At 39.9% G+C, this 19,346-nt stretch carries 17 protein-coding genes and 1 riboswitch; all 17 genes read left to right on the top strand.

Annotated features, from left to right (window positions below):
* Nucleotides 1-133: 133 nt before the first annotated feature.
* The 17 genes from ACYVLS_RS10970 (at nucleotide 134) to ACYVLS_RS10890 (ending at nucleotide 19,172) form a co-directional block, all read left to right on the top strand.
* Nucleotides 134-475, top strand: a complete 342-nt coding sequence (locus tag ACYVLS_RS10970; protein WP_460324458.1) for a metal-sulfur cluster assembly factor — start codon at nucleotides 134-136, stop codon at nucleotides 473-475.
* A gap of 96 nt (nucleotides 476-571) precedes the next feature.
* Complete coding sequence (dnaE, locus tag ACYVLS_RS10965; RefSeq protein ID WP_460324456.1) at nucleotides 572-3,886, top strand: DNA polymerase III subunit alpha; 3,315 nt, start codon at nucleotides 572-574, stop codon at nucleotides 3,884-3,886.
* A gap of 191 nt (nucleotides 3,887-4,077) precedes the next feature.
* Nucleotides 4,078-5,040: a 6-phosphofructokinase gene (gene pfkA, locus ACYVLS_RS10960; RefSeq protein ID WP_460324454.1), complete on the top strand. Its 963-nt coding sequence runs from the start codon at nucleotides 4,078-4,080 to the stop codon at nucleotides 5,038-5,040.
* Between the two features lie 76 nt (nucleotides 5,041-5,116).
* Complete coding sequence (pyk, locus tag ACYVLS_RS10955) at nucleotides 5,117-6,874, top strand: pyruvate kinase (protein WP_460324452.1); 1,758 nt, start codon at nucleotides 5,117-5,119, stop codon at nucleotides 6,872-6,874.
* A gap of 137 nt (nucleotides 6,875-7,011) precedes the next feature.
* Nucleotides 7,012-7,884, top strand: coding sequence for a CvfB family protein (locus ACYVLS_RS10950; protein ID WP_460324450.1), 873 nt, complete (start codon nucleotides 7,012-7,014; stop codon nucleotides 7,882-7,884).
* A 97-nt stretch (nucleotides 7,885-7,981) separates the two neighbouring features.
* Nucleotides 7,982-8,449: a ferric iron uptake transcriptional regulator gene (fur, locus tag ACYVLS_RS10945; RefSeq protein WP_460324448.1), complete on the top strand. Its 468-nt coding sequence runs from the start codon at nucleotides 7,982-7,984 to the stop codon at nucleotides 8,447-8,449.
* Between the two features lie 2 nt (nucleotides 8,450-8,451).
* The gene (gene xerD, locus ACYVLS_RS10940; protein WP_460324446.1) at nucleotides 8,452-9,351 is read left to right on the top strand and encodes a site-specific tyrosine recombinase XerD; all 900 of its coding nucleotides are present in this window, start codon (nucleotides 8,452-8,454) and stop codon (nucleotides 9,349-9,351) included.
* Nucleotides 9,352-9,464: 113 nt separating this feature from the next.
* Nucleotides 9,465-10,634 (top strand): phosphopentomutase, encoded by a 1,170-nt coding sequence (deoB, locus tag ACYVLS_RS10935; protein WP_460324444.1) that lies wholly within the window; start codon nucleotides 9,465-9,467, stop codon nucleotides 10,632-10,634.
* Nucleotides 10,635-10,660: 26 nt separating this feature from the next.
* Nucleotides 10,661-11,482: a purine-nucleoside phosphorylase gene (locus tag ACYVLS_RS10930; RefSeq protein WP_460324442.1), complete on the top strand. Its 822-nt coding sequence runs from the start codon at nucleotides 10,661-10,663 to the stop codon at nucleotides 11,480-11,482.
* Nucleotides 11,483-11,713: 231 nt separating this feature from the next.
* Complete coding sequence (gene lysA / locus ACYVLS_RS10925; RefSeq protein WP_460324440.1) at nucleotides 11,714-13,054, top strand: diaminopimelate decarboxylase; 1,341 nt, start codon at nucleotides 11,714-11,716, stop codon at nucleotides 13,052-13,054.
* A gap of 11 nt (nucleotides 13,055-13,065) precedes the next feature.
* Nucleotides 13,066-13,431, top strand: coding sequence for a GNAT family N-acetyltransferase (locus ACYVLS_RS10920; protein ID WP_460324438.1), 366 nt, complete (start codon nucleotides 13,066-13,068; stop codon nucleotides 13,429-13,431).
* Between the two features lie 15 nt (nucleotides 13,432-13,446).
* Nucleotides 13,447-14,190 (top strand): segregation/condensation protein A, encoded by a 744-nt coding sequence (locus ACYVLS_RS10915; protein ID WP_460324436.1) that lies wholly within the window; start codon nucleotides 13,447-13,449, stop codon nucleotides 14,188-14,190.
* A gap of 18 nt (nucleotides 14,191-14,208) precedes the next feature.
* On the top strand, nucleotides 14,209-14,763 hold the full coding sequence (gene scpB / locus ACYVLS_RS10910; RefSeq protein WP_460324434.1) for an SMC-Scp complex subunit ScpB: 555 nt from the start codon (nucleotides 14,209-14,211) through the stop codon (nucleotides 14,761-14,763).
* A gap of 34 nt (nucleotides 14,764-14,797) precedes the next feature.
* Nucleotides 14,798-15,520, top strand: coding sequence for a pseudouridine synthase (locus tag ACYVLS_RS10905; protein WP_460324432.1), 723 nt, complete (start codon nucleotides 14,798-14,800; stop codon nucleotides 15,518-15,520).
* A gap of 131 nt (nucleotides 15,521-15,651) precedes the next feature.
* On the top strand, nucleotides 15,652-16,401 hold the full coding sequence (locus ACYVLS_RS10900) for a response regulator transcription factor (protein WP_460324430.1): 750 nt from the start codon (nucleotides 15,652-15,654) through the stop codon (nucleotides 16,399-16,401).
* Nucleotides 16,402-16,405: 4 nt separating this feature from the next.
* A complete protein-coding gene (locus ACYVLS_RS10895; RefSeq protein WP_460324428.1) occupies nucleotides 16,406-18,199 on the top strand; it encodes a sensor histidine kinase in 1,794 nt (597 codons plus the stop codon).
* 85 nt (nucleotides 18,200-18,284) lie between these two features.
* Nucleotides 18,285-18,402: riboswitch (FMN riboswitch) on the top strand.
* 161 nt (nucleotides 18,403-18,563) lie between these two features.
* Nucleotides 18,564-19,172: an ECF transporter S component gene (locus ACYVLS_RS10890; protein WP_460324426.1), complete on the top strand. Its 609-nt coding sequence runs from the start codon at nucleotides 18,564-18,566 to the stop codon at nucleotides 19,170-19,172.
* Nucleotides 19,173-19,346 lie beyond the last annotated feature (174 nt).

Below are 19,346 nucleotides of genomic sequence, written 5' to 3'. Positions count from 1 at the left end.
GATCATCAAAAGTGACTTTTTGAAATTTTTCTCCCCCATGGGGGAGAAAGCTCCATTCTTTCAAACAGTTAATCAATCAACTAAGTTAAGAACAATTCTTAACTACAAACTTATTATACGAGGAGGGAACAGTATGAGCAATGAAACAACTGCTTGGACAGAAGAAGAAATTCAAGATATAAAAAATCGTATCATGCAGGCCATGGAGCAAGTTATAGACCCGGAGTTAGGAATTGATATTGTAAACTTAGGACTAGTTTACGAGGTTAATGTTTTTAACGGAGGATACTGTGAAATGAAAATCACACTCACAACTATGGGCTGCCCATTGGCTGACGTTATTACAGAAGATATTTTAAATGCTATGAAGACTATTCCAGAAATTACTGAAACAGATGTCAAATTAGTCTGGTATCCAGCTTGGGACACGTCTAGAATGAGCCGCTATGCTCGTATTGCACTAGGAATTAGATAGTCAAAACTCTCAATGATGCTGGGCGAATGGTTCGGGCATCAACGAGAGTTTCTTTTTTGTTCCAATTAATTTATTCCTTACTGGAAGGTGAAAAATATGACCTATGTGCCTCTTCAAGTCATCAGTTCGTACTCTTTGTTAAAAAGTACTGTGTCAATTTCTTCCTTAATTGATCAGGCCAAGAAAAAGGGGTATAAAGCACTTGCGCTGACTGACTTTAATGTGTTGTATGGTGCTGTAGAATTTTATGAGAAAGCTAAAGAAAACAATATCAAACCTATTCTGGGGATGACAGCTGAGCTGGATGGTGGAGAAGCTTTATCTGTACCGCTCAATATGATACTGCTGGCTAAAAATAAAACTGGCTATCAGTCGCTGATGATACTATCAACCGATAAAATGTTGAATAAAGTTAACCTCTCCTTAAATAGTATCGAAACTGTACAGCAAGATATTGCAGCTGTTCTCCCTGTTAGTGAGCAGGAAGAATTGTGGGAGCTTCTGGTGGCTCGTGACAGAAACGCCGTTAGCCTGCTTGAAAATTGTAGGACTTTATTTGATGATTTTTACGTAGGAATAAAATGGACAGAAGATAATAACGAAGAATTAGTAAAGGTACTCGAGTTGCTGGAAAGCTTAAACATTGACTACCTCATTAATGAGCCTGTTTATTACTTACACACAGACGACGAGCCTGCCCTCAAGGTACTAAATGCCATTGAAAATCAGGAGAAGCTGGATTTTGAAACGATATCAGCCAAACGGAAAAACTACTGCCTTAAAGACTCTAGAGAGGTAGAGAACTTCTACAACGACAAACAGTTAAGTAGAGGAATCGAGAAAACAGCTGAATTAGCTGACAAGATAAGTATTGAATTCTCATGGGCCTCAGTCCTGCCGGAATTTCCAAAGCCGGAAGGGATGAGTTCGGAAAAATATCTCGAGGACGTCGCCTATAAATGGCTAAATAAAAAAATAGAAAACCCCTCTGAAGCTTATACTAGACGCTTAGCTAAGGAACTGTCTGTCATTAATAAAATGGGTTTTGCAGACTATTTCCTCATTGTCTGGGACTTAATGGCCTATGCACATAAGCAGAACATAGTGACAGGAGCGGGACGCGGATCGGCTGCAGGTTCACTGGTATCATACGTCTTACGCATCACCGATGTTGACCCTATTGAATATGATTTACTGTTCGACCGATTTTTAAATGAAGAGCGCTTTACCTTGCCGGATATTGATTTGGATTTTCCAGATGATAAAAGAGAAATGATTTTAAACTATGTCTTCAACAAGTACGGTAAAGATCATGTCGCACAAATTGCAACCTTTGGTACATTTGCAGCCAAAATGGCTGTCAGAGATGCAGGCAGAACCCTAGGCTTGTCAACTGAAGAGCTGAAAAGATGGTCGGCTGCGATTCCGAGTCAGCCGGGTATAACGCTTAAAGAAGCCTATCATTCCTCTCAGGAACTGAAAAATCTTCTGACTGAAAGTGAGCTGCATAAACAGATTTTCTCTATTGCAGTGAAACTTGAAGGTTTGCCGCGTCACGTTTCTACGCATGCTGCCGGAGTTGTGATTTCTAGAAACAACTTAACTGAATTAACTCCTCTTCAAGAAGGAAGTGGAGTCATGCCGCTGACCCAATACACCATGGGGGATGTAGAAAAAGTCGGACTATTGAAAATGGATTTCCTAGGCTTAAAGAATCTGACGATACTGGCTAATTGTCTGAGATACACTAAAGAATTAAAAGGGAGAATTGAAGAAAAACTGGACAGTATTTCCTTGTCAGATTCTCAGACAATTAACTTGTTTAAAAAAGGCCACACGAATGGTATTTTTCAGTTTGAATCACCGGGAATTAAAAGAGTGTTGAAAAAACTGGGGCCAGATACTTTTGAGGATATTGTAGCAGTTAATGCACTATATCGTCCGGGTCCGATGGAACAGATTGATACATTTATTGCCAGAAAAAATGGAACGGAAACTATCCACTATCTTCATCCTGATTTAGAGGATATTTTGTCAGTTACCAATGGCATTATCGTGTACCAGGAGCAAGTAATGAAAGTGGCTTCTAAGATAGCAGGGTATTCTTTGTCTGAAGCGGACATACTGAGAAGAGCCATCTCGAAAAAGATAAAAAAAGAAATAGATGCAGGGCGCAACCAATTCGTTGCAGGTGCCAAGCGAAAGGGATATGCAGAAGAGACGGCTACTGAAATTTACGATCTTATCGAACGATTTGCTAACTATGGTTTCAACCGTTCACACGCTGTATCCTATTCGAAATTGGCTTTTCAACTGGCCTATTTTAAGGCTCATTTCCCAGCTTCCTTTTACGTGTCATTGTTACGTGAATCGACCAATAATAAAGAAAAAGTCAAAACCTATATACTTGAAGCGAAAAAGCAGTCGATTAAAATAAAGCCACCTTCCATAAACGAAAGTCAGGGTAGTTTTACTGTTTCAGAAGGGGCCATTGTATTTGGTCTTGACAGTGTGAAAGGTCTTCGTAAAGATTTCATTCGCGACATACTTTCTGAAAGGAAGCGCAATGGACATTATACTGATTTAATCAACTTGGTTTCCCGACTGGATCAGCGGTGGAGAAAAAGCAGTTTGATTGTGCCTTTAATTCACTCTGGTTCTCTGGATGGTTTTGCTGATAACAGAAACACAATGCTCCATTCCATTGAACCGGTTTTGGACAGTATTGCTATGAGCAACGGAAATATTGAGTTGTTTGAATCATTAGCACCACGTACAGAAGTTCATCCACCACTTTCTTCCAAGGATAAGCTTCGTCAGGAATTTGAATCAACAGGTTTTTATCTCTCTGGACACCCCACAGAACAATTTACAGGGAGAGCCAATCAGTTCCTAATGGAATCAACTAATAAAGGTATGGCAGATTACGTTGTTCAGGTTGAAGCAATTAAAAAAATCCAAACGAAACGCGGGGAACCGATGGCTTTTGTCACTGTTTCTGATTCATCTGGCGAAGCTACTGCAGTACTATTTCCAGAAAACTACCGAAAATTCAGTAAGTACTGTATAGAAGAGTCGGTAATATCAGTCAACGGCAAGGCAGAATGGAAAAAAGACCAATTGAACATACTCGTAAATGCTATTAAAGAAGTATCCGAGAAATCAGAAGAGCAGAGACGGTTGTTCTTGAAAATCGATCAGCTAGCCAGCAGCCAGCAAAAATTAAAAGACACGTTATCTACGCTTCAGTCCTATCCTGGTACAGTGCCAGTTATTGTGTACGATTCAGTAGCTAAACGTAAAGAGACATTAAAAGAACAGTATTTCACTGATCCATCAGTAGAATGCCTGGACGAACTCGCTCAATTATTGGGCAAAAAGAATGTTATTCTGAAAGATAAGGGAAATTAGCTATAATATCAGCTTTATCAAAGACATTTTTCTCAATTAGTGATAAGATAATAAATGTATGTAAATATGTCAGGTTTTAGTGTAAAATAGCTTCTGTACGTTTTTACGTATTCTTTATCTGGATGAATTACATATTTCTGTCGGTTGTTTTTGACAGGAAAATGAAGAAAATGCATTGAAGGTGGATTGTAATGAAAAGAATTGGAGTACTGACAAGCGGAGGCGATGCTCCGGGGATGAACGCTGCAATTAGAGCGGTAGTTAGAAAAGCACTGCATGAAGATATGGAAGTGTATGGAGTTAATTACGGTTTTGCAGGTTTAGTAGCCGGGGATATTAGAAAGTTAAATCGCCGTGACGTTGGAGACATGATTCAAAGAGGCGGAACATTCTTATATTCTGCCAGATATCCTCAGTTTGCTACTGAAGAAGGACAGCTCAAAGGAATCGAGCAGCTGAAACGATTTGGTATCGAAGGATTAGTTGTAATTGGGGGTGACGGTTCGTATCGAGGAGCATATGCCTTGACTAAACGCGGTTTCCCATGTGTAGGCATTCCTGGAACCATTGATAATGACATTCCGGGTACTGACTACACTATCGGATTTGATACGACAATCAATACAGTGCTGGATGCTTTAGATAGAATCAGAGATACAGCAACCTCTCACGTTCGTACCTTTGTCATTGAAGTAATGGGACGCGATGCCGGTGATATTGCACTCTGGACTGGAGTAGCGAGTGGAGCGGAGCAGATTATTATTCCTGAAAAAGGATTCGACATCACTGAAGTAGCTGACAACATCAGAGACGGAAGAGAAAAAGGCAAAAAGCACAGTATTATTATTCTTGCCGAAGGCGTTATGGACGGCAACGAATTCGCTGAGAAACTGGATGCCATTGACAACTTCCATGTCAGAGTAACAGTGCTTGGACACGTTCAAAGAGGAGGCTCTCCTACTGCAAGAGACAGAGTTCTTGCCTCTCAGTTTGGAGCAAAGGCCGTTGATACATTGAAAGATGGTCAAGGCGGAGTTTGTATGGCAATAAAGAATGAGAAGATTATTGTAAGAGATATTGTCGAAACTTTAGACAATATGACACATACACCAAATCTCGATTTGTATAAGTTAAATCAGGAAATATCTAATTAGTACTTTTTCCAGATAAAGAGTCTAGCAAAGTATTTTTATATTAAAACTATACTAAACATAGGAGTGTTATATCAAAATGAAAAAAACTAAAATAGTTTGTACCATTGGTCCGGCAAGTGAATCCCTAGATACACTTGTCAAGTTAATCGAAGCAGGCATGAATGTTGCCCGTTTGAATTTCTCTCACGGTGATCATGAGGAACACTTGAACCGTATTAAAAATATTCGCAAAGCTTCAGAACAAACTGGAAAAATGGTCGGAATCATGCTGGATACTAAAGGTCCGGAAATTCGTACCAACAACATGAAAGATGGCAAAATCACTATTACTAAAGGTGATACCGTGCGCATCTCAATGAACGAAGTTGAAGGAACTAACGAACGTTTCTCAGTTACCTATTCAGAACTGATTAATGATGTTACTCCAGGTTCAAGTATTCTACTTGATGATGGTTTGATTAACCTGCTGGTTACAGACATCGATCGTGAAAACGAAGATATCGTAACAACTGCTCAAAATACGGGCATTCTTAAAAATAAAAAAGGTGTTAACGTTCCTGGTGTATCTGTGAACTTGCCGGGTCTGACAGACAAAGACAGATCTGACATTCAATTCGGTCTGGACAATGGCGTGGATTATATTGCAGCTTCCTTCGTCAGACGTGCATCAGATGTATTAGAAATTACAGAAATGCTTGAAAAGCAGGACAAAATGCATGTTCAGATTATTCCTAAAATTGAAAACCAGGAAGGCGTAGATAATTTGGAAGAAATTCTAGCTATCTCTAACGGCTTGATGGTTGCTCGTGGAGATCTTGGAGTGGAAATTCCAACTGAGGACGTGCCGATTGTTCAAAAACGCATGATTAAATTATGTAACAATGCAGGTAAGCCTGTTATCACTGCTACCCAGATGTTGGATTCCATGCAGGCTAATCCGCGTCCAACACGTGCGGAAGCTTCCGACGTTGCCAATGCCATCTTTGATGGTTCAGATGCTATTATGCTTTCAGGTGAAACAGCAGCTGGAGATTACCCTGTTGAAGCTGTTCAGACAATGTATAACATTGCGACTCGTACAGAATCAGCATTAGTCAATCAGGACGCATTTGCTTTGAAAGCTTATGATCAGAACGATATGACTGAAGCAATTGGACAGGCAGTTGGACACACAGCTAAGAATCTGAACATTTCTACGATTGTAGCTGCTACTGAATCCGGCCACACTGCTCGCATGATCTCTAAATTCCGTCCTAAAGCAGATATCCTGGCTGTAACATTCAGCGAAGAAACTGCTCGTGGATTGGCTCTTCAGTGGGGTGTACAACCGACAGTTTCAGAAAAAACAACATCTACTGATGATATGTTTAACTTGGCTACTCAGAAAACTGTAGAACAAGGGTATGCCAAAGAAGGCGATTTGATTCTTATTACTGCAGGGGTTCCTGTTGGTGAAAGAGGAACTACTAACGTTATGAAGATTCAACTAATTGGATCAAAATTGACTAGCGGACAAGGTGTCGGTTCTGAATCAGTTATTGGTAAAGCAGTCGTTGCTTCTTCTGCAGAAGAAGCAATGGAAAAAGCAATCGAAGGCGGAATTCTAGTAGTTAAGAATACAGATAAAGATTACCTGCCTGCAATCGAAAAATCAGCAGCTATAGTAGTAGAGCAAGGCGGACTGACTTCTCACGCAGCTGTTATCGGTATTGCGATGGGTATTCCAGTAATCGTATCTGCTGAAAATGCAACTGAGCTGATTGAACAGAACGAATTAATTACTGTTGATGCTAGACGTGGAATTATCTACCGTGGAGCAACAACTGCGATTTAAGCTTTAACAAATATAAACTAATGATAGTTTGAAGAAGAGATAATGATTGATAGGATTCGGACACTCTGTTAAAAATCAGCAGTCCCTGCGAACTCTAACCAATCATTATCTCCTTTTTTATAAAGAAGGAGACAAATATGAACGCAAACTTAGCGGCTGAACTGACAGCCATCGTTACAGATAAAAATGACAAGCAGCTCTTTGTTCAGAAAAACGGCCTGACGTACAAAGTGCTTTCGGAAGCGGAAGCTGAAATAGGGGACGTGTTAAAGGGGTTTGCCTATACCGATAAGAGTGATCAGTTGGTATTCATAACTGAAATACCTGACATTAGACCAGATCATTACGGCTGGGGAGAGGTCGTCAAGGTCAGTCATAGACTGGGTGTTTTTGTCGATGTTAACTGGCCGGGTAAAGATTTAGTCGTCTCCATGGATGACTTGCCTGCCGAAGGACGCTTGTGGCCTAAAGAGGGTAGCAAACTGTTTGTTACTGTTATGGTTGATAAAAAGGACCGGATATGGGCTAAACCGGCAGATGAAGAGTTGTTCTTTCACGATTTTGTCGAGGGCACGAAAGATATGCATAATGCAGATTTCACCGGCGTTACTTTTTCTCTTAAGAAAAGTGGCACATATGCGCTGACTGAAGACAAGCACATTCTTTTTATACACCCAAGTGAAAGAGAAAAAGAGCCGCGACTTGGCGAGACTATCTCAGCCAGAGTCATCGGTCTTAGAGAAGACGGCGTCTTGTATGCTTCCATGAAACCGAGAGCACATGAAGTAATGGAAGAAGACTCCCTAATGCTTCTGGAAGTTCTGAAACGCTCTGAAAATCATAAAATACCGTATCACAACAAAACAAACCCGGAAGACATTAAGCTTCAGTTCGGAATTAGCAAGGGACAGTTCAAACGCGCTGTAGGAAGACTAATGAAACAGGGGTGGGTCAACCAGGATGAAACGGGAACCTTTTTAATTAAAAATCCTGAAGATGAAGAGAAATAAGGTTGAGACTTTTTAATGATTATTTTATACTTATTCTAATGAAGAGTATAAATGTTCATTGAAAAATTGTAATCAATCTAATCTTAAGGAGTTCTTTATGAAAAAACTAGATTCCTCTTTCAAGACAATTAAACAGAAACTCCACGAGGCTGGATTTAAGTTGACTCCCCAGAGAGAACTGACTGTTGAAGTTTTACTTGAAAAAGAAAAAGATCATTTAAGCGCCGAAGAAATTTACCTGCTGGTTAAGGCTAAAAATGTCGGAATTGGACTGGCAACAGTTTACCGAACACTGGAAATCCTGACTGAACTTCAAATTATTAATAAATTAACCTTCCAGGATGGCATTGCCCGTTACGACTTGAATATGAACGACCAGAAGCATCAGCATCACCATCTTCTGTGTCTGAAGTGCGGTTCAATTGAAGAGGTCAAGCAGGATATGCTATTTGAAATCGAATTGGAAATTGAAAAGGAATACGAGTTCAAAGTTAAGGATCATCGCCTGACTTTTCACGGACTGTGTAAGAACTGTCTTGCCCAGCAAGAGAGCAGCGAGGGGTAGCTATGCTGAACAGTTCTGCTCTGGAAGATTATTTAGTTTTTTTGAAAATTGAAAAAGGCTTATCACTTAATACAGTTGAAAGCTATAAACGTGACATCACTCACTATTTAACTTATCTAAAAAAATACGCGATAGAAGACTGGGAGGAGATTGACCGTTATATTCTTCTCTCTTTCTTTAGTGATGAGCGAAAATCCGAAAAGTCAGACAATACGATTATTCGTGAATTTTCAAGTCTACGCAAATTTCACCAGTTTTTGAAACAGGAAGGCTACACTTCTGAAGATCCTATGCTGTATGTGCAGACACCCAAAAAATCAGACACGCTTCCTAAAATCATCTCGATGGACCAGGTTGAACGGCTGCTGAATTCCCCAGATACCACAAAACCTTTGGGGATTAGAGACCGGGCAATTATCGAAGTGCTGTATGCTACAGGCTTGCGCATATCCGAGTTGATAGAACTGACAACTGAAGAAGTTCATCTGTCCATGAAACTTATTCAGGTTGTCGGGAAAGGGAATAAGGAACGTCTGATTCCTATTGGTGAAATGGGTACATACTGGCTTGATTACTATATGACGAATGCTCGTCCACATTTACTGAGAAAATCAGAAAGGGATACACCAGTTATTTTCCTGAACTCTAGAGGGGCTCCCTTATCAAGACAGGGTGTCTGGAAAAAATTGAAGCAGCTGTCCCGTGAAGCCGGTATACAATCGTCCATCACCCCGCACACATTGCGGCATTCCTTTGCGACACATTTGCTGGAAAACGGTGCAGATTTAAGAGTTGTGCAGGAATTACTTGGTCATTCTAATATTTCCACAACTCAAATCTACACCCATATAACCAAGCACCGACTGAAGGATGTTTACTCACAGTATCACCCAAGAGCCTGATTCTTAAAATTGACTAACAAACTGCTTAAATTAAAGGCAAGGAACAACGGTTTTCTTGCTTTTTTTTGATGGCTGATTTATTCTGAAAGAAAGACTCTTTAGGAGGAAAAAACATGTCATTTAAACGGATACACTTATTAGTAATGGATTCAGTCGGTATTGGAGAAGCGCCTGATGCAAAAGACTTCAACGATGAAGGATCAAATACACTTGGACACATCGCGGAGGAAGCGGGCCTTTCCATCCCCAATCTGCAGGCTTTAGGACTTGGGAATATTGCACCGGTAAAAGGTGTCGATCCAGTTGAGAATACAAACGGGTACTATACTAAACTGGAAGAAGTTTCAGTAGGGAAAGACACGATGACAGGTCACTGGGAATTAACCGGATTAAACATTCAGACACCTTTCCGCGTCTTTCCTGATGGATTTCCCGATGAACTGATTGAAAAAATCGAGACACACACTGGACGTAAAATTGTAGCGAACCGTCCGGCTTCGGGAACGGAAATTATTGACGAATACGGTGAACATCAGATGGAAACTGGGGATTTGATTGTTTATACATCAGCGGACCCCGTTTTACAAATTGCTGCACACGAAGATATTATTCCTCTGGAGGAACTGTATTCCATTTGTGAATATGTGAGAGAATTGACCAAAGAAGAACCGTACATGATTGGTCGAATCATAGCCCGACCGTATGTAGGGGAACCCGGAAACTTTAAACGAACAAGCAACCGCCACGACTATGCTCTGGATCCATTTGGTGACACGGTTCTTGACTTCCTTAAAGAAGATGGCAAAGATGTCATCGCAGTTGGAAAAATCAATGATATATTTAACGGACAGGGTATTACGGATTCGGTTCGCACACAGTCCAATATGGATGGTGTAGATAAGTTACTTGAAGTTATGAAAAAAGACTTCAACGGGCTGAGCTTTACCAATCTAGTTGACTTCGATGCTTTATTTGGACACAGAAGAGATGTCGTGGGCTATAAGGAAGCATTGGAAGAATTTGATGCCCGCATCCCTGAGCTGCTGGATGCACTCGAGGAAGACGATCTCTTACTGATTACGGCCGATCACGGCAATGACCCGACACAACCGGGAACAGATCATACGAGAGAATATGTTCCGTTATTAGTGACTGGTCCAAAGCTTAAAGAGTACAAAGAACTGCCTCAAGGCTATTTTGCTGACATCAGTGCTACTATAGCAGAAAACTTTGGCGTGCAGGATACAGGTTTTGGTAACAGTTTCTTAAATTTATTGAAATAAAGAGAGATTATTAAAGGAGACAGGACATGGATACGAACTATATAGAAGCAGTAGAAAAAGCAGCGTCATTTCTAAAAGAAAAAGGCTTGGATACGCCTCAAATTGGTCTGATTTTAGGTTCAGGCTTAGGTGAGCTGGCAGATGAAGCAACCGACGCGATTGAGGTGCCTTATGAGGAGATTCCAGGGTTTCCGGTATCCACTGTCGAAGGACATGCCGGCAAGCTAGTATACGGCGATTTAGGGGGCAAGAAAGTCCTTGCGATGCAGGGACGCTTTCACTATTATGAAGGCTATTCACTCAAAGAAGTGACATTTCCAGTAAGAGTAATGAAAGCCTTAGGTGTTAGCTCACTAGTGGTAACCAATGCTGCTGGAGGAGTGAACGAGAACTTTACACCTGGTGATTTGATGATCATTACTGATCACATCAATTTAACGAGTGACAATCCTTTACTTGGACCAAACAACAATGAGCTGGGCCCCCGATTTACAGATATGAGTGAAGCTTATGATAAAGGCTACCAGTCACTTATTGAAGCGGCTGCAGATGATAATGGCCTATCTGTTCAGAAGGGCGTCTATTTAGGACTTGCGGGTCCTACCTACGAAACACCAGCTGAAGTTCGTATGATTAGAACGTTAGGTGGCGATGCTGTTGGAATGTCTACAGTACCGGAAGTCATAGTTGCTAGACATGCGGAACTTAAAGTCGCTGGAATTTCGTGTATCACTAACTATGCTGCAGGCATGCAGGAAAACCTAAACCACGATGAAGTAGTGGAAGTAACCACTCGCGTTCGAGAGTCATTTAAATCCTTAGTGAAGTCACTTATTGAAAAGATATAGCAAGAAATTTCATTCCTCATTATGAATATTCAACGAAGGTGTTTCAAAGAATGCATTTGAAACACCTTCGTTTTTTATGTAGATAATAACTTAACGAAATTTGGCAGGAGTTAGCCATTAAATCAAGGTTTGATTTTTAACTGATATGTAGGTATGATAGTCATGAATGATTTTTTCAGGTTCTAGAATAATTATAATATTAATTACTTTAATATGGGAATGTGGGATAAAATGACTAGTACAGATTTTAACAAAAGACTGATGGAGGGTATGACCATCGGTGAAGATAATCATCTGAAGATAAACGGTGTTGACACAGTAGAGCTTGCTGAGAAATACGGGACACCTTTGTATGTCTATGATATCGATTTGGTTCTAAAAAAAATTCGCTCCTTTAAAGAGGCTTTTGCTAATTACGAAAACAAGACCCAAGTAGCTTATGCCAGCAAGGCGTTTTCTTCACTTGCCTTATATGAACGTCTAGCAGATGAAGGTGTTTCTCTGGATGTGGTCTCAGGTGGAGAACTTTATCTGGCGCTTAAAGCAGGTTTTCCCGCAGAGAGAATTCATTTTCACGGCAATAATAAATCTTACCGTGAACTGAGAGAAGCGATTGTCAATGATATTGGGTGTATAGTTCTTGATAACTTTATCGAATTGAAGATGCTGAAAGAGATAACTGACGAGCTACAGAAAGATATCAGTGTGTTGATTAGAGTCACTCCTGGTATTCATGCACATACACATGACTATATATCTACCGGACAAGAAGATTCTAAATTCGGTTTTGATTTATCTTCCAGCCAAGTTGAAAAGGTAATTGAGCAACTCATGACTTCGCCATATATCAATCCGATTGGACTTCATGCTCATATTGGTTCTCAAATATTTGACGTGAGTGGATATGAAGCGGCAGTTGATAAATTGATGAAAAAAGCTAATGAATGGCGTTCAACTTACCAGTTCACCCTTGACGTATTAAATGTGGGTGGGGGCTTTGGCATTCGCTATGTCGAAGACGACGAACCTCTATCGTTGGAAGTATTTGCAGACGCAATTATGCGAGCTGTAAAAAAATCTGGGAATGAACTGAATATGGAGCTCCCGGAAATTTGGATAGAACCGGGCAGAAGTATTGTCGGAGAAGCTGGAACGACCCTTTATACAATCGGTACGGAGAAGCAGATTCCAGAGGTCAGAAAATATATTTCTGTCGACGGTGGAATGGCCGATAACATTCGCCCTGCCTTATATCAGGCAAGCTACACAGGTGTGCTTGCCAATAAGGTAAACAATGACTCAGTTGAAAAAGTATCAGTTGCGGGCAAGGCGTGTGAAAGTGGCGATATGCTGATTTGGGACATCACTTTGCCGGAGGTTAATCAGAATGACATCTTAGCTGTGTTCAGTACGGGTGCATACGGCTATTCAATGGCAAGTAACTATAACCGGCTTCCACGTCCGGCGGTGGTTTTTCTTGAAAATGGCGAAGATTCTTTAGCCATTAGAAGAGAAACGTATGAAGATTTTCTAAACTTGGAAATTAGTCATGCAGACAGAACGAGGAAATAGGAGGGCTGTAAATGCTCATTAGATACAAACCGGATTATCAGAAAATTACGATGGGCCTGCTTTCTTATGTACCTGATCTTAAAGAAACTAGTCGATTGACTAATGAAATGCAGTGGTATAATCAGGAAGAGAATAGACAGCTTTTCTTATGGAAAAGTCAGGAAACCGGTGACCTAGCGGGTGTTATGGGCATCGAAGAAGAGGATGAAATTATTTTACTCAGACATATAGCTATTAACCCGTCTTACCGTGAAGAGGGGATGGCTTACCGTATGCTTGATGCCCTTCATAAGACATGCTCACCTAAAAAAATAGTGGGCACACTGGAAACAGCTTCTCTTATCACTAAATGGCAGAGAGAAGCAGAAAAATCATAAAAAGTAGGAATGAAGATGAATGAAAAATGGCAAGTCAATTTAGAGATTTTTGAAGGTCCTTTGGATTTGCTTTTACATCTGATTAATAAATTCGAGATCGATATTTATGATATTCCAATAAAAGACATTACAGAGCAGTATTTAAGCTATATTCGGGCCATGCAGTTTCTGCAGTTAGATGTAGCAGGAGAATATCTAGTGATGGCGGCAACCCTGATGTCTATCAAAAGTCAGCTTCTTCTACCTAGAAATGAAGAGTGGGAAGAAGAAAGTGAAGCATTTGATTTGGAAGAAGAATCGCTGGAAACACTTCAGCAGAAATTGCTGGAGTACCGTAAGTTTAAATATGCTTCTCAGAAATTGTCTGAAAATAGAAAAGCAAGAGAGCATTACTATTCTAAACACCATTCGGATTTGACTCATTATCAGCAATCTGTTCCTTTAACGGAAGGAGAGCTGACTCTGGAAGATTTGGTTGGGGCTTTTGGTGAGCTGTTAAAGAAAAAAGAATGGCTCGAACCGAAGCCGAATACGATTGAACTTGAAGAAGTGACAATTAGTGAAAAAATCGAATGGCTGGAAAACAAATTCAGAAAACAACGAAAAAGAATCTCTTTTAGAACACTCCTGAATATACCGACAAAAAAAGAGTTTATTGTTACATTTTTAGCAGTTCTAGAATTGATAAAAGAAAACAAACTGTTGATTGAGCAGTTTGAAAGTTTCGGAGAAATTTATTTAAGCTCAGCAAGTGCTTAGTGAAAGGGCCTATTTAGTATGAAAGAATTAGCATCATATGAGGCGTTGTTATTTGTAGCAGGAGAAGATGGACTGAAGTTAGAGGAGCTGGCTCAACTGACCCGGTCTACTCCAGATCACGTCAGCGCATCTTTAAAAAGATTAAAAGTTAAGTACGAATCAGATGAGGAGTCTGGACTTACTTTAATTGAAACAGCCGACAACATTCGTCTAGTCACAAAGAAATCACTCTCTCCGCTAGTTCAATTGTATGCTCAGTCTCCTCTCAGCAAACAGCTAAGTAAAGCATCGATTGAGACGTTGGCTGTCATCGCGTACAAACAGCCCATTACACGAATGGAGATTGAAGAAATCAGAGGTGTGCAGTTATCCTCCAGTCTTCAGAAATTAAAATTAAGACAGTTAATCCAGGAAATCGGTAGGCTCGATGCTCCTGGCAAGCCGGTTTTATATGGAACAACCGACTATTTTCTTGATTATTTCGGGCTAAATGATTTAACTGAATTACCAGAACTTGAGATTGAAGAAGAACTCACCAATCAGAGTTTATTTAATGATATGACAGAATTTTAAAGAGAGCGCCACAAAATTTGGAGGAAAATAAATAATGGAACGTTTACAAAAAGTAATGGCTCATGCAGGAGTAGCATCTCGAAGAGCCTCTGAAAAACTGATTAAAGAAGGCCGTGTAAAAGTCAACGGCGAAACAGTAACTGAAATGGGTTTAAACGTTTCAAAAAATGACACCATTGAAGTAGATAATATTCCTATTCAACAAGAACAGACCCTTTATTTTCTGTTGAACAAACCAAGAGGGGTCATTTCCAGTGCGGTAGACCCTAAGGGGAGAAAGACAGTAGTGGATTTTTTTCCATCGGTAGAGCAGAGAATTTATCCTGTAGGCAGACTCGACTACGATACCACAGGTGTTATTTTGCTAACTAACGATGGTGAGCTGACTAATCAGTTAACCCACCCGAAGTACGGGGTTGAAAAGACTTACGTGGCTAAAGTGACTGGCTTAATCGATAAAAAGGCTATTAAACGCCTCGAAAATGGCATCGTCATTGATGGCTACAAGACACAGCCTGCTAAGGCACGTATATTGGATATTAACCCAACAAGTAAAACAAGTCTGGTCGAATTAATCATTCATGAAGGTAAAAACCATCAGGTTAAAAAGATGCTTATGTCGGTTGGGTTCCCAGTAGAAAAGCTGACCCGCGAAAAATATGGCTTTCTAACTACTGAGGGTCTTCAGTCCGGCGAATGGCGTGAGTTAAAGGGCTTTGAAGTGAGCAAACTAAAACTCCTGATAGATGATCAATAGCATATTATCGCTTTAAAAACTAAATTGTTGGAAGTATAGGCATGCTTTAGTTATAATTAAACTTAAGAAAACTTATTGACTGACATCATATGCAACTAACAACCTACTATGATTTAGAGGAGTGTCTTAAAGTGACGGATGAAAAGGTTCAGGAAAACGAAAAGAAATTATTAGTAGTTGACGATGAAGATAGAATCAGACGCTTGTTAAAAATGTATCTTGAAAAAGCGGACTACAGTATAGATGAAGCTGAAAATGGCCAGCAGGCTCTTGAAAAGGCTATGGAAAACGACTACGATCTTATTCTTCTGGATGTTATGATGCCGGAAATGGATGGAGTAGAAGTAGCTGAAGAAATTAGAAAAGAAAAAGATACACCTATCATGATGCTGACGGCTAAAGGTGAAGAATTAAACCGTATTCAGGGCTTTGAGGCTGGGGTCGATGACTATATTGTTAAGCCCTTCAGCCCGCGCGAAATTGTACTGCGAGTAGCGGCCATCATTAAAAGAACGAAATCAAGATCCGGCGCTTCAGGCGGTAATGCAGAAGTAACTGATACCCTGAAATTGCCTCATCTTGAAATTGACAATGATTCTCGCCGGGTGACAGCAGACGGTAAAGCCGTGAACCTGACACCGAAAGAGTATGACTTGCTGCATTATCTCATGTCAGCACCGGACCAGATTTTCGGAAGAGAACAACTGCTGCGTGAAGTTTGGAAGTATGAGTTTTTCGGTGATCTCAGAACAGTGGATACACATGTTAAACGATTGAGAGAAAAACTTAAAAAAGAATCTGATATAGCAGCTAAAATGATTGAAACAGTCTGGGGATTAGGGTATAAACTAAATTCATATCCTCATGAAGAAGAGGAGTAAACAAATGAAACTAAATGTAGTCGCAATAAGAATATGGCTGATTACATTCGGTATAACTTTATTCTCTTTCATTGCTACTACTGTTTCTTACGGTTTCTTTTATTCTCAGGAAATAAAAGAAAACATGCTGAACGACTTTGAAGAAATAATAATTAATGTGGAGCGCCTGGCTGCAGGGGATCCACATTTTTTAGTAGAGAATATTGAACCGATTAATAACTTACATTCCAGCATTCATTTTGCGTTATTAAACGAAGATGACCAGGAGTGGATTCGGCCATTTTCAGATGATGTTCTGGAAACGATGGAGAATAAGCCGGATATTATCGAAAATTTTAACGTGGCAGACCATCTAGATATTAGAGCAGATCGAGATGAAAATATAAGACATAACATTCCCTATGTTTTTCATGTTAAGCCGGCAGACTACGAAGATAGCCAGCTGTTACTGTACTCATATGCGGATTTGTCTTCTTTAATCATGATTGAACGCCGTATGGCCTATGTAATTGGCGCGTTAATTGTTTTACATATGCTAATAGCCACTTATTATTACAATTACCTTAAGAAAAACATTTCCGAGCCAATTAATGCCATGACTAATATTGCTTTTGATTTTGCTCGAGATGATTTTAGTCATCAATTGCCCATTTCAGGAAGAGATGACATGTCTGAACTGGCTATGGCGATGAATAAGATGGGGCACTCTCTTGAAACAAATCGTACGGTCGTCAAACAGGAAAAAGAATTGCTGGCGCACATTATGGATAACATTGAAACGGGAATTCTGTACTATGACTCTGATCTGACTCTGTTATTATCGAATCCTGTGGGGGATTTATTTCTGACTCAGTATCAAATTGACAAAGCTAATTTTTCCGATGAGAAAGAGTTTGTAGATCTGGAAAATAAACTCGATGAAGTGGTGGAAACAAATACGATTCAGGAATTCACTATTGAAATGGAAGAATCTTATCACGATGTTACTATTCTTCCTCTGACAGATGATTATTCAAATGATATGAGAGGGGTACTGGTTTCTACCAAGGACCTGACGAAAGAGCACAGGCTAGATAAAATGCGGGTCGATTTCATCAATAACATTTCACACGAATTACGCACACCATTAGTGATGGTTCAAGGGTATAGTGAGGCTATACTTGATGATATTGCGGAAAGTGTAGAAGAGAAAAAAGAGATGGCGACTATAATCCGGGATGAATCCCAGCGTATGAGCCGAATGGTCAACGAAATGCTTGATTTATCAAGGATGGAAGCCGGTTATATCGAACTGCAGAAAACAGAAGTAAATGTCAATAAATACTTGAGGAGTCTGCTCTTCAGATTCGACAAAATGGCTAATGAAGCAGAAGTTTCTTTACAGCTTGATTTGACTAAAGATCCTGTCAATTTAACGATGGATAGAGACAAAATGGACCAGGTTTTTGTAAATTTAATTAATAATGCGATTAGACACACCAGTATGGCTGACAAAGATGAAAAAATTGTGTCCCTTCAACTGCTGAATGAAGAAGATCTGGACGAAGTTGTCATGATTGTTAAAGATACGGGGACTGGTATTCCAGAAGACGACTTGCCATTTATTTTTGATCGATTCTTTAAAGCAGATAAATCACGTAACAACTATTCTTATAATACGAACGGTACAGGTATTGGTTTGTCGCTTGTTCAGAACATCATCGAAGCACATGGTGGGTATGTTGAAGTTGAGTCCAAGGTGAACCAAGGTGCCTCTTTCATTATTCATCTCCCGAAAAAAGCTGAGGGAGATGAATAATGAAAAGATTGTGCAAGAACAAACAATGTATCTTGACAAACCTTTAGAAATATAATATAATTTTTAAAGAAATTAAAATTAAATGATTCATCTTCAGGGGCAGGGTGTAATTCCCTACCGGTGGTATAGTCCACGAGCGACTTTGGTTGCTGAACTGGTTAAATTCCAGTACCGACAGTATAGTCTGGATAAAGAAGATGGAGCTTTTGACCGAATACAATTCTGTCTTTTTGCTCTGTTTGTGACCTGAAGTGGGGAACAAGCAGAGCTTTTTTGATCCTCATTTCTCACAATCAAAGCAAAATGAATAGTATCGCATAAAAGTTCACCCTAAGCAGGATGAATCCTTTCAGGAGGATTTATTATGACAAACAACAAGACAAAACGATTAGTGGGTATTGCAATGCTCGCTTCCCTGGCATGGGTTATTTCCATGTTTTCATTCCCGGTACTGCCGGCTGCACCTTTTTTGAAAATTGATTTCAGTGATTTGGCTGTCCTTTTTGGTATGTATGTGTACGGCCCTCTAGCAGGTGTAGCCATAGCATTTATACGTTCACTGCTCTCATATGCTCAAAAAGGTGGAGAAATGGGATTCCCGATTGGTGATACAGCAGCATTTATCGCATCTATCTCATTTACGTTGCCGCTCTATCTGTACATCAGCAAAAAAGGTCTGACTCTTAAAGATAAAGTTGCTTCAACTGCTATCGCAAGCACGAGTCTGACTGTAATGATGGCCTTGATTAACTGGCTCATCATAGCACCGGCTTATATGGCGGTTATGGGATTTGATGTAGGCCCTATGAGAACGTATTTACTGTTTGCCATTGTCCCGTTTAACTTTATTAAGGGTCCAATAGTAGCGACAGTATTCTTCCTGGCCTTCAGCAAGCTGAAACCGTGGCTGGATAAAACAAGAAAAAAACTTTACCGAAAAAAAGATACCAGCTATGTCATGAATAATTCATAAAAATACGTTTAAAGAAAGGGTGTACCGCTTGCGGTATGCCTTTTTTGATAGTATAGGAAAGTATAAAGTTTTACCTTTTAGAAAGCCCATCACCTCAATCGCAAGTGACAATCAGTTGATTTGAAAAGAGAGGGATTGTAAGGGTATTATAAACATATGGTAAAGAAAAGAATT

The sequence above is a fragment of the Alkalibacterium psychrotolerans genome (assembly GCF_054784355.1).
Note: the sequence above shows the minus strand (reverse complement) of the source record. Positions and strands in the feature narration are given on the sequence as shown.